General features: G+C 72.5%; 10 protein-coding genes. 5 read left to right on the forward strand and 5 right to left on the reverse strand.

The genetic code is table 11. The features are described from left to right. The first annotated feature begins 55 nt into the window (after positions 1 to 55). Entirely contained in the window at positions 56 to 1,681 is a 1,626-nt protein-coding gene (locus tag G567_RS0113925; protein ID WP_028930481.1) for a trimethylamine N-oxide permease, read from the forward strand. Here G567_RS0113925 and G567_RS28750 read toward each other — a convergent pair. Beyond that, positions 1,612 to 2,352 carry a type 1 glutamine amidotransferase gene (locus tag G567_RS28750; protein WP_051233005.1) on the reverse strand — a complete coding sequence of 247 codons (741 nt, stop codon included), beginning with the start codon at positions 2,350 to 2,352 and terminating at the stop codon, positions 1,612 to 1,614. The genes G567_RS0113925 and G567_RS28750 overlap by 70 nt on opposite strands. A gap of 136 nt (positions 2,353 to 2,488) precedes the next feature. Continuing rightward, positions 2,489 to 3,091, reverse strand: a complete 603-nt coding sequence (locus G567_RS28755; protein WP_037057180.1) for a helix-turn-helix domain-containing protein — start codon at positions 3,089 to 3,091, stop codon at positions 2,489 to 2,491. A 125-nt stretch (positions 3,092 to 3,216) separates the two neighbouring features. Between G567_RS28755 and G567_RS0113940 the strand changes: the two genes are divergently transcribed. Further along, positions 3,217 to 4,626: a selenium-binding protein SBP56-related protein gene (locus G567_RS0113940; RefSeq protein ID WP_028930482.1), complete on the forward strand. Its 1,410-nt coding sequence runs from the start codon at positions 3,217 to 3,219 to the stop codon at positions 4,624 to 4,626. Positions 4,627 to 4,647: 21 nt separating this feature from the next. On the opposite strand, the gene G567_RS0113945 is transcribed toward G567_RS0113940, so the two are convergent. After that, positions 4,648 to 5,409 carry an SDR family NAD(P)-dependent oxidoreductase gene (locus G567_RS0113945; protein ID WP_028930483.1) on the reverse strand — a complete coding sequence of 254 codons (762 nt, stop codon included), beginning with the start codon at positions 5,407 to 5,409 and terminating at the stop codon, positions 4,648 to 4,650. Positions 5,410 to 5,537: 128 nt separating this feature from the next. Here G567_RS0113945 and G567_RS28760 point away from each other — a divergent pair, with 128 nt between their 5' ends. Next, entirely contained in the window at positions 5,538 to 6,797 is a 1,260-nt protein-coding gene (locus tag G567_RS28760) for an NAD(P)/FAD-dependent oxidoreductase (protein WP_037057183.1), read from the forward strand. Between the two features lie 5 nt (positions 6,798 to 6,802). On the opposite strand, the gene G567_RS0113955 is transcribed toward G567_RS28760, so the two are convergent. Continuing rightward, the gene (locus G567_RS0113955) at positions 6,803 to 8,200 is read right to left on the reverse strand and encodes an MBL fold metallo-hydrolase (RefSeq protein WP_037057185.1); all 1,398 of its coding nucleotides are present in this window, start codon (positions 8,198 to 8,200) and stop codon (positions 6,803 to 6,805) included. A 178-nt stretch (positions 8,201 to 8,378) separates the two neighbouring features. On the opposite strand from G567_RS0113955, the gene G567_RS0113960 reads away from it, so the two are divergent. Further along, complete coding sequence (locus G567_RS0113960) at positions 8,379 to 9,632, forward strand: aminotransferase family protein (RefSeq protein WP_028930485.1); 1,254 nt, start codon at positions 8,379 to 8,381, stop codon at positions 9,630 to 9,632. A 12-nt stretch (positions 9,633 to 9,644) separates the two neighbouring features. On the opposite strand, the gene G567_RS0113965 is transcribed toward G567_RS0113960, so the two are convergent. Then, a complete protein-coding gene (locus tag G567_RS0113965; protein WP_028930486.1) occupies positions 9,645 to 11,162 on the reverse strand; it encodes a PucR family transcriptional regulator in 1,518 nt (505 codons plus the stop codon). Between the two features lie 129 nt (positions 11,163 to 11,291). Between G567_RS0113965 and G567_RS0113970 the strand changes: the two genes are divergently transcribed. Then, on the forward strand, positions 11,292 to 13,691 hold the full coding sequence (locus tag G567_RS0113970; protein WP_028930487.1) for a xanthine dehydrogenase family protein molybdopterin-binding subunit: 2,400 nt from the start codon (positions 11,292 to 11,294) through the stop codon (positions 13,689 to 13,691). Positions 13,692 to 13,693 lie beyond the last annotated feature (2 nt).

The raw sequence follows: 13,693 nt of genomic DNA on the forward strand, positions 1-13,693 counted from the left end.
GCGGAAAAGCAGGACATCCACGACGCATGGCCGGACGAATCCATCGAGGAATGCCATGACACAGACGTCGGGTTCCGCGGGCGCCAGGGCGTCGGCCGCGGACGTACTCGAGGACCGAGGCAGCCTTCAGCGGACGCTGACCTGGCGGGGCGCCTTCTGGCTCGCCAGCGGCGTACCCGCGCTGGTGCTGTTCTCCATCGGCAGTATCGCGGCGACGATCGGGGCGCCGTCGGCTTTGGTCTGGGCGGTGTCGATCAGTTTCGGCCTCATCCAGGCGTTCGTGTGGGCGGAGATCGCGGGTCTGTTCCCCCAGAAGTCGGGCGGGGCGTCGGTCTACGGGGCGCTGGCCTGGGCCCGCTACTCGAAGTTCATCGCGCCCGTCTCGGTGTGGTGCAACTGGCTGGCCTGGTCGCCGGTGCTGGCCATCGGCTCCGGGCTGGCCGCCGGTTACGTGCTGACCGCGCTCTTCCCGCCCGATGCCGTGATCAACACCTGGCAGGTCACGCTCGTCGATCTCGGCGGTATCCAGCAGGGACTGGCGCTGCGGGTCAACGCCCAGTTCCTGATCGCGGCGGCCCTGCTGCTGCTCGTGTTCGCGGTGCAACACCACGGCATCCTGCGGGCGGCCAGGGTGCAGACCGTGATCGGCCTCGCGGTGCTCATCCCGCTGCTGGTGGTCGGTGTCGTGCCGCTGCTGACCGGCGATGTGGTGCGGGCGAACTTCACCCCGTTCGTGCCGATCAGCGGGGCGTGGAACCTCGACGGCTGGACGCTGTTCGCCGGCGGGCTGTTCCTGGCCGCGTGGTCGGCATATGCGTTCGAGACCTCGATCTGTTACACGGCAGAGTTCAAGAACCCCGGGCGGGACACCGTGCGCGCGATCCTCGCCGCCGGCATGGCCTGCCTGGTCATCTACATTCTCGTTCCGGTCAGCTTCCAGGGCGCGCTCGGCGTCGAGCGGCTGCTCGAACCCGGCATCGTCGACGGGACCGGGGTCGCCGAGGCGATGACCAGCCTGGTCGGCGGCGGGGCGATCGTGGGCAGCCTGCTCGTCGTCATGCTGATCCTCGCCCTGCTGTTGACGATCATGACGACGATGGCCGGGTCCTCGCGCACCCTGTTCCAGGGCTCGCGCGACGGCTGGCTGCCCCGGTTCCTCGGCACGGCGAACCGGCACGGGGCACCCACCAGGGCGATGTGGACCGACCTGGTGTTCAACCTGGTGCTGTTGCTGATGAGCGACTACGTCTTCGTCCTCGCCTGCTCCACCGTGTGTTACATGATCTTCAACTTCCTCAACCTGAACGCCGGATGGCTGCACCGGGTCGACAACCCCGCGACGCCGCGGCCGTTCCGCGCGCCCACCGTGCTGATCGCCGGCGGCACCGTGCTGGCCTTCGTCAACGCGCTGCTGCTCGGCTGGGGCGCGAACGTGTGGGGCGGGGGCGCACTGTGGTCGGGGCTGGTCGCGGCGGCGTTGATCGTTCCGGTGTTCTGCTTCCGCCACTTCGTCCAGGACAAGGGCCGGTTCCCGGACTCGATGTACGCCGATCTCGACCTGCCCGCCCAGGGCAACGGGGTCCGGCTGGTGCGCCGCGCCGGGCCGCTGCCCTATCTGGTCCTGGCCGGCGGGGTCGCGATGGTGGTGGTCGGCCAGCTGCTCGCCTCGACGGGCGCGTAACCGAAGCTGCGGGCGCAGAACCGGTCGAACAGCTCGTGTGCGCGAACGCGCGCGTCACCTTGCAGCGCGCGCGTTCGCGCCGCGAGCTCGGCCGCGTCGATGCCGAGCGCCACCAGCGTCGCGGCGTAGCTGCGCGCCCACGAGTCCGCGCTGGCCGGTAGCGCCTCGGGGTGGAACTGCACCCCCAGATGCGGGCCGTGCCGGAAGGCCTGCAGACCCGCGGCGGTGTGCGCGATCGCGGTCGCGCCCGGCGGGCAGGTCATCCCGTCCAGATGCCAGACCAGCCAGGGTCCCGGCGCCACCAGCTCCGGCTCGGTCGTGTCGATGCGCAGCCACCCGATCTCGGGCCCGGACGGCAGCGGCGCGACCGTGCCACCGAGCACCCTGGCGAGCAGCTGGGCGCCGAAACAGATGCCCAGTACCGGCACGCCGGCCTCGACGGCGGTGGCCAGCAGCGCGTGCTCGGCCTCGAGGTAGGACAGGGTGTCGTCGTAGGCGGCATCCGCCGAGCCGAGCGGCACGACGAGGGAGAACTCCCGCGGATCCGGCAGCCGCCCGTCGCGGGCGCGCACCACCTCGACGCCGAAGCCGAGCTCCGCGGCGCGTTCGCCGACGTACCCGGGCGGGCAGTCGTCCTGGTGCTCGATGAACAGGACCCGGATGTCACCCATATCCGATTCGCCACCTCCGCGATGTTCACTGTTAATTGACATTGAACACCACCGCGAGACCTGTCGGCCACGAACCGGTGGCACACGAGCGTCACTCGGCGGCGCGTGCGCCGCTCACCCGCCGGCCCGCGTGCGGCTACTCCGTCCGGAGGTGCCCGTAGGCGATGACGCTGAGGAAGCGAACCGGCAGCTCGATGAGCTCGATCGGACCGTGCGAGCCCTCGCCGTCGAACTGCAGCGCGTCGCCGGGACGCATCTTGTAGCGCGCGCCCCGGTGTAGATACACCATGCTGCCCTCGAGCATGTAGAGGAACTCGGTGCCCGGGTGCTCGAAGAGTGGGAAGACCTCGGTGGCCTCGGACAGCGTGACCAGCAGCGGCTCGATCCGCTTGTGCTGGCCGCGCAGCGTCCCGAGCTGGTGGTACAGGTGGCCGACGTTGCTGCCCCGGCGCACGATCTGAGCCCCGTGCCCGGCCGGGACGTAGACCGCCTCGTGCTCGGTGTCCACCCCGCGAAGCAGCGAGGTGACCGGCACCTCGAACGCGGTCGCCAGCCGGGAGAGGGTGGAGAGGCTGCACGAGGTCTGGGCGTTCTCGATCTTCGAGAGCATCGCCTTGGAGATCCCGGTCTGCCGGGCGAGCTCCGTGATCGACACGCCCAGGGCTCTGCGGTAGCCGCGGACCTGGTGAGCGATGATCATCTCGAGCGCCCTGCCGACCCCGTTCTCCGTCTCGGACATACCGTCGATCGTAAGGGCAGATGCGTCTACCTGGGGATTCGACCGAAATGAGGATCGTTGCGCGCGGGCAGCCGGAGGAGCACCCTGACCGTCATCCATCACCCGTCCTTGACGAGGAGGCCCGGATGGCTCACCCGACGACAGACCCCACCTTCTACCGTTCGGCGGCCGAAGCGGCGGCCGCACCGGCCGAGGAGCTGGCCTATGTCGTGGCCTTCGACAGGGCGGCGGCGCGGCACGACGCGATGACCGTCCTGGATGTGCGTCCCGATTCGCAGACCTACGGGCAGGTGGTCGGCTGGACCGAGATGCCGGGCTACGGCGACGAGCTGCACCACTTCGGCTGGAACGCGTGCAGCAGCGCGCTCAAGCACGAGGGCCACGGTACCGACGGGCTGGCGCGGCGCTACCTGCTGGTGCCCGGGCTGCGCTCGTCGAGCATCTACGTCCTGGACACCCACCCGGATCCGCGCAGCCCCACGCTGACCAAGACGGTCGACGCGCACGAGCTGTCGGCCAACGCCCACTACTCGCGGCCGCATACGATGCACTGCGGCCCGGACGGGGTGTTCCTGACCTGCCTCGGCGGCGGCGAGGGCGACGACGACGGCCCGGGCGGCATCGCGCTGCTCGACCACAACACCTTCGACGTGCTGCGCGCCTGGGAGACCGACCGCGGCCCGCAGCACATGCACTACGACGCCTGGTGGCACCTCAACCAGAACGTGCTGATCAGCGGCGAGTGGGGCAGCCCGTCGATGGTCGAGAACGGGCTCGTGCCCGAGCTGCTGCTGGACGGCAAGTACGGGCACGCGCTGCACTTCTGGGACCTGGCCAAGGGCGCCCACACGCAGCGGGTCGACCTGGGCGCGCAGCACCAGATGGTGCTGGAGGTGCGGCCCTCGCACGACCCGGAGGCCACCTGGGGCTTCGTCGGCGTCGTCATCTCGACGGAGGACCTGTCGGGCTCGATCTGGCGCTGGTACCGCGGCAACGGCGAGTGGAAGGTCGAGAAGGTGATCTCGATCCCGGCCGAGCCCGCCGATCCCGACCTGCTGCCGCCGGCGCTCAAGCCGTTCGGGGCGGTGCCGCCGATCATCACCGATATCGACCTCTCGGTGGACGACCGGTTCCTCTACGTCTCCTGCTGGGGCACCGGCGAGATGAAGCAGTTCGACGTCAGCGATCCGGCGCATCCCCAGCAGTCCGGCTCGGTGCGCCTCGGCGGCATCGTGGAGCGCAGGCCGCATCCGGCGGCGCCGGACACCCCCCTGTCGGGTGCACCGCAGATGGTGGAGGTCAGCAGGGACGGCAGGCGGGTCTACTTCACCAACTCCCTCTACGGCGCCTGGGACGACCAGTTCTACCCCGGCGGGGTCGGCGCCTGGATGGCGAAGCTGGATGCCGATCCCAGCGGCGGGATCAGCATTGACGAGCGGTTCTTCCCGCACGACGAGGACTTCCGGGGCCTGCGGGTGCACCAGATCCGGCTGCAGGGAGGTGACGCGTCCTCGGACTCGTACTGCTACAGCTGATCGCCGGTCCGCGCAGAAGGCTCAGGCGATCGTCATACCGCCGTCGACGGCGAGGGTCTGCCCGGTGATGTAGCCGCCGGCGTCGCCGGCCAGGAACACCACGGAGGCGGCGAGCTCCGCCGGGTCGCCGGTGCGGCCCAGCGGCACCCGGTGCAGCTGCTGTTCGAGGTAGCCGGGCCGGTACTGGTCGGTCATCTCGGAGGCGAAGAAGCCGGGTGCCAGCGCGTTGACCCGGATGCCCTTGCGGCCGCCCCACTGCTGGGCCAGGTCGCGGGTCAGGCCGATCAGGCCCGCCTTGCTCGCCGAGTAGGCGGCCTGGGGGAGCCCGGCGGTGGTCAGCCCGAGCACGCTGGAGATGTTGATGACGCTGCTGCCCGGCCGCATGACCTTGCCGCAGGCCTGGGCCATCCAGTAGCAGCCGTTGAGGTTGACGTCGATGACCCGCTCGAACTGCTCGATGGTCTCCCGGGTGGCCGGGACCGCGGTGCCGATGCCCGCGTTGTTCACCAGCACGTCGACCCGCCCGAACTCGGCCATCGCGGCGTCGACGAGGGCCTGGCAGTCGGGCTGGCGGGCGACGTCGGTGGCCACGGCCAGCGCGCGCCGGCCGGCGTCGGTGACCAGTGCGCGGGTGTCGGCCAGACGCTCGGCGCGCCGCGCACCGAGCACGACGTCGGCGCCGGCCTCGGCCAGGCCCCGGGCGAAGGCGACCCCCAGCCCGGACGAGGCGCCGGTGACGATGGCCACGCGTCCGGCCAGGGAGAACCGCTCCAGGATCGACATTCCGCACCCTCCGGGTCGACGACGATCCCATTCTCGTCACGGCGTGTCGGCCGCTGCGACGCCGGGGGCGCACCCGCGGCTCCAGTAGGTTGGCGTGGCCGGGTGCAACGGGGCGAAGGAGCAACCAGGTGGGTACTGACCAGGCACCGCGGGGCCCGCGACCCCAGGTGATCGTGGTAGGGGCGGGGTTCGCGGGGATGGCCGCGGTTCGCGAGCTCCGCGACGTCGACGTGGACGTGCTGCTGCTGGACCGCGACCCCTTCAACACCTTCCAGCCGCTGCTCTACCAGGTGGCGACCGGGGGCGTGAATCCCGGCGACATCACCTACTCGCTGCGCGCCTTTGCCGCCCGGTTCCCCAACACCCGGTTCCGGCGGGCGGCCGTCACCGGGGTGGACACCGCGCGGCGGAGGGTCCGGCTCGACAGCGGGGCCGACGTCGGCTACGACTACCTGATCCTGTGCTGTGGCGTCACGGCCAACTTCTTCGGCATCCCCGGGGCCGAGGAGAACGCCCGGACCATCTACTCCCGGCGGGCCGCGATCGGCGTCCGCGACCGGGTGCTGTCGAATCTGGAGTCCGTCGCGCAGGGTCGCGACGGTGCGGTGGAGCCCGTGGTCGTGGTCGTGGGCGGGGGCGCGACCGGGGTCGAGATGGCCGGGGCCCTTGCCGAACTGCGCAACACCGGCCTGCCGCTGGCCTATCCCGAGCTGGACCCGCAGCGCGCGCGGGTGGTGCTGGTCGAGATGGCCGACGACGTGCTGGCCCCGTTCGAGCCCGGGCTGCGGCGCTATGCCGCCGACGCGTTGCGGGAACGGGGGGTCGACCTGCGCCTGGGGGTGGCGGTCAAGGAGGTCCGTCGCGACTGTGTCGTGCTCAGCGACGGGGAGTGCGTGCCCTCGGCCGTCACGATCTGGGCGACCGGCGTGCGGGCCCATGACCGGGTGTCGGCGTGGGGGCTGCGGCAGGGGCGCGGCGGGCGCATCCAGGTCGAACCCGATATGCGGGTGGTCGGTCACTCGGACGTGTTCGCCGTCGGCGACGTGGCGGCCAAGGTGGACGGCGCCGAGCCGCAGCTGGCGCAGCCCGCCATCCAGGGCGGGCGCCACGCCGCCCGACAGATCCGCAGGCTGCTCGAGGGCAAACCGACCGAACCGTTCCGATACCGGGACAAGGGCATCATGGCCACGATCGGCCGCAGCGACGCCGTCGTGCAACTGCCCGGGCGAGTGCGGCTGCGCGGCTTCGTGGCCTGGGCGGGCTGGCTGGGCCTGCACATCCTGGCGCTGATGAGCAACCGCAACCGGTTGGCCACGATGGCGAACCTGGCGGTGCGCTACCTGACCTGGAAGCGCACCGCCAACGTCATCATGGGAGATCCGCCGTAGGCCGATCAGGCCGGTTCGACGACGGCGACCGGCCGGTTGCCGTCGTTCCAGGCGGTGAACCCGCCGAGCAGGTCGGACACGTCGGCGAAGCCGCGGGTGCGCATCAGCGAGGCCGCGACCGACGAACGCATGCCGCTGGCGCAGATGACGACCGTCGGGCGAGCGGGGTCGATCTCGCCCAGCCGCCCGACCAGCGCCGGCAGCGGCACCTGCAGCGCGTGCGGCACCGTGCCCCCGGCGCGGATCTCGCCCGGCCCGCGGACGTCGACGACCTGGACGCCGTCCAGCACGCCGGCGAGCTGCTCGGCGGTGAGCCGGCTGGAGGGCTGGGCGTCCGCGCCCAGTGCCGCAGGGCCGCCCTCGAGGTGGCCGACGACCCGGTCGAAACCGATGCGGGCGAGCCGGTTGCGGGCCTCGACCTCGGTGCCGGGCTCGGTGACCAGCACGATGTCCTGGTCGGCGGCGAGCACCTGGCCGGACTGCTCGGCGAAGCGGCCGCCGAGGTTGACGTTGACCGAGCCCGGGAGGTGCCCGGTCGCGAACTCCTGCGGGTCGCGGGTGTCGAGGACCGCCGCGCCGGCGTCGCGGGCCTCGCGCACCTCGGCGACGGTCATCGCGGGCACCGGGGCCGTCTCGTCCAGGGTCGGACGGGCCTCACGGTTGCGGACCGAGGCGAAGGCGAAGTACATCGGCGCGGTGGTCTGGCCCTCGCACACGGCGTCGACGAAGTCCGCCTCACTCATCGGGGCCAGCGCGTAGTTCGAGCGGCGCTGGTCGCCGATGGTGCTGCTGGTCTCGGTCGAGAGGTTCTTGCCGCAGGCGGAGCCCGCCCCGTGCGCGGGGTAGACGCGGGTCTCGTCCGGCAGCGTCAGCAGCTTCTCGCGGGTCGAGCGGTAGAGCGCCTTGGCGAGGTCCTCCTTCGACCAGCCGCGCGCGCCCAGCAGGTCGGGGCGGCCGACGTCGCCGATGAACAGGGTGTCGCCGGTCAGGACGGCGTACGGGGTGGCGTCCCCGGCCTTCTCCCGGACCAGGATGCAGATCGACTCCGGGGTGTGTCCCGGCGTGTGCATGATCTCCAGCTCGACCTCGCCGAGGGAGATCTTCTCGCCGTCCTCCAGCAGGTCGATCTCGAACTCGACCTGGGCGGCCGAGCCGTAGCCGATCCGGGCGCCGGTCGCCGCGGCGAGCTCGAGGTGACCCGAGAGGAAGTCCGCGTGGACATGGGTCTCGAGTACCCGCTCGATGCGCAGGCCTTCGGCCTTGGCGTCGGCGAGGTACTCGCCCACGTCGCGCTGTGGGTCGACCACGACGGCACGACCGGTGCCGCGATCGCCGATGAGGTATGAGGCCTGGGACAGACATCCCAGGTAGTACTGCTTGAAAACGAGCCGACCGCCGTCCATGCCGATCTCCGTATGTCTCAGGCCGTCCATCCGAATGCTGCCCGAATGACCGTACATATATTTGGCGACGCTGTCGAGAGTTGACGTGATGTTCGGTCAGGAGACCGTGATTGTCACCCGTCCCGGGCCACTTCCGTCGGTATGTTGGCCCGGTCCGCTGCCGACCGGAGGTCCTCCCATGTCCCAGCCGCCCGCCGCGTACTGGCATCCGTTCGCCGCGATGGATGCGGTCGCCGGCACCGAGTTCGTCATCACCCGCGGAGACGATGTCTGGCTCTGGGACGACGCGGGCCGCCGCCATCTCGACGCGACGGCCAGCCTGTGGTGCGTCAACGCCGGGCACGGCCGGCCGGAGATCATCGACGCGGTCACCGCCCAGATGCGGCGGCTGGCGACCTACCAGACCTTCGGCGACTTCGCGAACGAACCGGCGCTCGCACTGGCCCGCCGGCTGGCCGCGCTCGCTCCGGTTCCCGGCGGCAAGGTGTTCCTGGTCAACGGGGGCGGCGATGCGATCGACACCGCCGCCAAGATCGCCCGCGAGTACTTCGCGCGCACCGGTGCGCCCGAGCGTACCGTGCTGATCAGCCGCGAACACGCCTACCACGGCACCTACGGCTTCGGGACCACGCTCGCCGGGATCCCGGCCAACCGGATGGCGGGCCCGCTCGTCCCGGATGCCGTGCGGGTTCCCTATGACGACGTGGACGCGCTGGAGGCCGAGCTGGAACGGCTGGGCCCGGAGCGGGTCGCGGCGTTCTTCGCCGAGCCGGTGATCGGCGCGGGCGGGGTGCTCCCGCCGCCGCCCGGCTATCTGGAACGGGCCAGGCAGATCTGCACCCGCCACGGCGTGCTGTTCATCGCGGACAGCGTGATCTGCGGCTTCGGCAGGCTCGGCGACTGGTTCGGCCTGGACCGGTTCGGGATCGTGCCCGACCTCATCGTCTTCGCCAAGGGCGTGACCAGCGGCTACCTGCCGCTGGGTGGGGTCGTGGCGCACGAGCGGGTGGCCGCCCCGTTCTGGGAGCCGGGCGCGGCGCCGTTCCGGCACGGGGCGACCTACTCCGGACATCCGACGGCGTGCGCCGCGGCGCTGGCCAACCTCGACGTGCTGGAGCGCGACGGGCTGCTCAAGCGCGCCGACGCGCTGGAGGGCCCGCTGCACGAGGCGCTGCGCACCGTCGCCGACCACCCGCTGGTCGCCGAGGTCCGCGCCGGCGTCGGGGTGCTCGGCGCGGTGGGCCTCGACCCGCAGCGGCTGCGCGCCGAGCCGGACCTGCCCGCGCGGATCGCGCGCGCCGCACGGGAGCGCGGGGTGCTGGTCCGGCCGATGGCCGCCGCCATCGCCGTCTCCCCGCCGCTGACCTTCGCGGATGCCCACCTCGACCTACTCGCCGACGCCCTGGGCGGCGCGCTGGACGCCGTCGGCTGACGCCCGGGAGGCTCAGCGGTCGCCGGTCAGCTGCAGCGCCAGCCACAGCTCGGCGCGGAAGCCCGGTGAGTCGAGGCTGCGGCCGGTGAGCTCCTCGACCCGGCGCATCCGCTTGCGCAGCGTGTGCCGGTGCACCCCGAGCCGGGCCGCGGCGGGCTCCCACTGGCCGTGCTGGGCGAGCCACTCCCGCATGGAGCGGATCAGCTGGCCGCGGTGGCGGGCATCGTGGCGGGCCAGCGGCGCGAGCAGCGCCTCGGCGAACGCCGCCGCCTCGACCGGGCGGACCAGGTCGAGCAGCGCGGTGCCGGCGAGCTCGGCGAAACGCACCACCGGCGCGCCGGCGCGCAGCGCCGCCTCCGCCGCCTGGCAGGCCTGCCGGTGGCCGTGGCCGGCGGCGTCGTCGCCGACCGGGTTCGAGATGCCGACACCGAGGCCGGGCTGCTGCCCGGCCTGGGCGGTCAGCCAGCCGAGGGCTCCCGCGTCCGCAGCGTCCCCGGCCGGGACCAGTGCGACGAGCGTGTCCCCGAGCGCGGCCACGAACAGCGGCGGCCGGTCGGGTCCCCGCGCCTCGCACCCCTCGAGCAGCTCCCGGCGAGCCTGCGCCGGCCCGGCGAGCGCGACGACGTGCAGCGGCGCCGGGGGCAGCTGCTCCGAGAGCCCGGCCACGATCGACCGGGCGGCCTCGGCGCGACCGGCGAGCACCATCCGCAGCAGCGCGGCGTGCAGGTCGCGCCGGACGGCGGTGACCGAGGACGGGCCCGCGTGCAGCAGCGTGAGCAGCGAGACCGCCGAGCCGATGATCTGCATATCGGCGGGGGCGAAGCCGTGCGGCCGCCCGGTCGCGAGCACGCCGCGGCCGTGCAGCCGCAGCGGCTGCAGCACGACCTGCCCGCCCCGCCCGGTGACGGTGACGCTGGTCGGGCCGCGGTGGCGGCAGACCCGGTCGACCTCGTCCGCCAGCTCGGCGAGATGCTCGTCGGCCGCGCAGCCGACGGCGTGCACGGCCGCGCCGGACGCGTCGAGCAGCAGCACCCAGGCGTCGAGCCGCCGCGCCAGCGTGCGCAGCACCCGGACCGGGGCGTGGGGCTCCAACGCCGCGGCGGTCAGCGCGCGCTGCGCCTCGTCGGTCCGGACCACCTCGGCGTAGGCGTCGGCGGCCAGCGCGGCGGACACCGCCTTGCTGATCGCGATGAACGGGGTCCGCTCGGGGATCTCCAGCAGCGGCAGGCCGTGCGCGCGGGTCGCCTCGCGCAGCGCCGCGGGCACGACCGCATGGCTGAGCCCGGTGCCGAACCCGAGCCCGGCGACGCCGCGCTCGACCAGCCTGCGCACGAACGCGTCGTGGTCGGTGTCCGCGCCGAGCCCGAGGCCGGTGGTGAGCAGCAGCTCGCCGCCGTCGAGATAGGTGGTCGGGTCGGCCAGCTCGCTGATGTGTACCCAGCTGATCGGACGGTCGAGCCATTCGCGGGGGCACGCCGGGAGCAGGCCCAGCGTGCGGTCCTCGACCAGGCTGCACAGGGTGGCGGGCATCGGCTCCTCGCGCCGAAGGCGGTGGCCCGATCGGAGCGATCGGGGACACAAATGTGCCGCTCTGGACACTAGCGGGCGGACGTGTTCGTGATCACCCTGGGGGGACCGCGACCCGAGGAGAGCCGTGCCATGACCCAGACCGCCGAGCGCTCCGGGGGGCCTCGCCCCGGACGTTTCGTGGGGCAGAGCGTGCGCCGCCGCGAGGACGCCGCTCTGCTCACGGGGCGTGCGACCTGGACCGACAACATCGCGCTGCCCGCCGCGCTGCACATGGCGCTGGTGCGCAGCCCGCTCGCGCACGCCCGGATCCGCGGGATCGGCGCGGAGGCGGCGCGGGCGCTGCCGGGGGTGGTCGCGGTGCTCACCGGCGAGGATCTGGCCGACGACTTCGCGATCGGGCTGCCCTGCGGCTGGCCGGTCACCGAGGACATCAAGATCCCCGAGCACCTGCCGCTGGCCCGCGGAGAGGTCAACCACGTCGGGGAGGCCGTCGCGGTCGTGGTGGCCACCGACGCCGCGACGGCCCGCGACGCGCTCGAGCTCGTCGAGGTCGACTACGACGAGCTGCCCGCCGTCGTCGACGTCGAGGCCGCCCTTCAGGAGGGCGCGCCGCTGGTCCACGAGCAGCTCGGCACGAACCACTGCTACACATGGCCGCTCGCGGTCGGCGACGTCGACGCCGCGTTCGCGCGGGCCGACGTCGTGGTGGAGGGTCGCTACCTGCAGCAGCGGGTGCTCGCGTCGCCGATGGAACCGCGCGCGGTCGTGGTCGACCCCGACCCGGTCGGCGGCGGGTTCACCGTCTACACCTCGACCCAGGTGCCGCATTTCGTCCGCGACCTGCTCGCGATGATCTGCGGCGTCTCCGACAGCAAGATCCGGGTGGTCGCCCCCGACGTCGGCGGTGGCTTCGGCTCGAAGCTGAACATCTATGCCGAGGAGGCGCTGGCGCTCGCACTGGCCCGGCGGCTGGGCCGGCCGGTGAAATGGACCGAGACCCGCTCCGAGCACCACGTCGCCACCACCCACGGCCGGGGCCAGGTGCAGCGCATCGCCGTCGCGGCCACCCGCGAGGGCCGCATCCTCGGGATGCGGGTGAACCTGCTCGCCGACATGGGCGCCTACCTGCAGCTGCTCACCCCGGGCATCGCCGTGTTCGGCGCGTTCACCTACTGCGGGCTCTACGACTTCGGCGCCTACTCCTTCGAATGCCAGGGCGTGTTCACCAACCTGACCCCGACCGACGCCTACCGGGGGGCCGGGCGCTCCGAGGCCGCCTACGCCCATGAGCGGATCATGGACGACCTCGCCCGCGAGCTGGGCATGGATCCCGCGGAGGTCCGCAGGCGCAACCTCCACCCCCCGTTCCACGAGCCGCGCACGGCGCCCTCCGGGGTCATGTACGACTCCGGCGACTACGACGCCTGCATGAGCAAGGCGCTCGAGCTGGTCGGCTACGCCGAGCTGCGTGCCGAGCAGCGACGCCGCCGCGAGGCGGGCGAGCAGGTCCAGATCGGCATCGGGATCGGGAACTTCACCGAGAGCGGCGGGCTGTCGCCGTCGAAGGTCGCGGCCGGGGTGCGGCTGCAGAGCGGCGGCTGGGAGGCGGCCACCGTCCGGATGACGACCAGCGGCAAGGTCGAGGTCGTCACCGGCACCTCGCCGCACGGGCAGGGCCACGAGACGGCGTGGGCCCAGATCACCGCCGACGCGCTCGGCGTGCACCCCGACGACGTCGAGGTGCGCCACAGCGACACCGCGATCGCCCCGTTCGGCCGCGACACCTACGGTTCGCGCAGCCTGCCCGTCGGCGGCGTCGCGGTGCACCTGGCCGCGGGGAAGGTCGCGGACAAGGCGCGCCGGATCGCCGCACATCTGCTGGAGGCGTCTGAGGACGACCTCGACTTCACCGGCGGCCGGTTCAGCGTGGCCGGCACCTCCGGGCCGGCGGTGACCATCCAGGAGGTGGCGCTGGCCGCCTCGCTGGCCGCCGACCTGCCCGAGGGCATGGAGCCCAACCTCACCGCCGACCACCACTTCGACCCGCCGAACTTCACCTGGCCGTTCGGCACGCATATCTGCGTGGCCGAGGTCGACACGGAGACCGGCCGGACGCGGATCGTGCGCTACGTCGCCGTCGACGACTGCGGGCCGCTGGTGAACCCGGCCATCGTCGAGGGGCAGCTGCACGGCGGCATCGCCCAGGGGATCGCGCAGGCGCTCTACGAGCAGGCCCGCTACGACGCGGCCGGCAACCCGACGACCGCGACGCTGGCCGACTACACCGTTCCCGCGGCGAGTGACCTGCCGGCCTTCGAACTCGACCAGACGATCACGCCCTCGCCGACGAATCCGATGGGCGTCAAGGGAATCGGCGAGTCCGGCGCGATCGGTTCCTCGCCCGCGGTGGTCAACGCAGTCATCGACGCCGTGGCCCACCTCGGGGTGACCCATCTCGATATGCCGGTCACCCCGCAGCAGGTGTGGCGGGCGCTCAGTGTCGCGGGCCACACTGCGAGAACGGCCTGAGG

The sequence above is a fragment of the Pseudonocardia asaccharolytica DSM 44247 = NBRC 16224 genome, assembly GCF_000423625.1.
Taxonomy (GTDB): Bacteria; Actinomycetota; Actinomycetes; order Mycobacteriales; family Pseudonocardiaceae; genus Pseudonocardia; species Pseudonocardia asaccharolytica.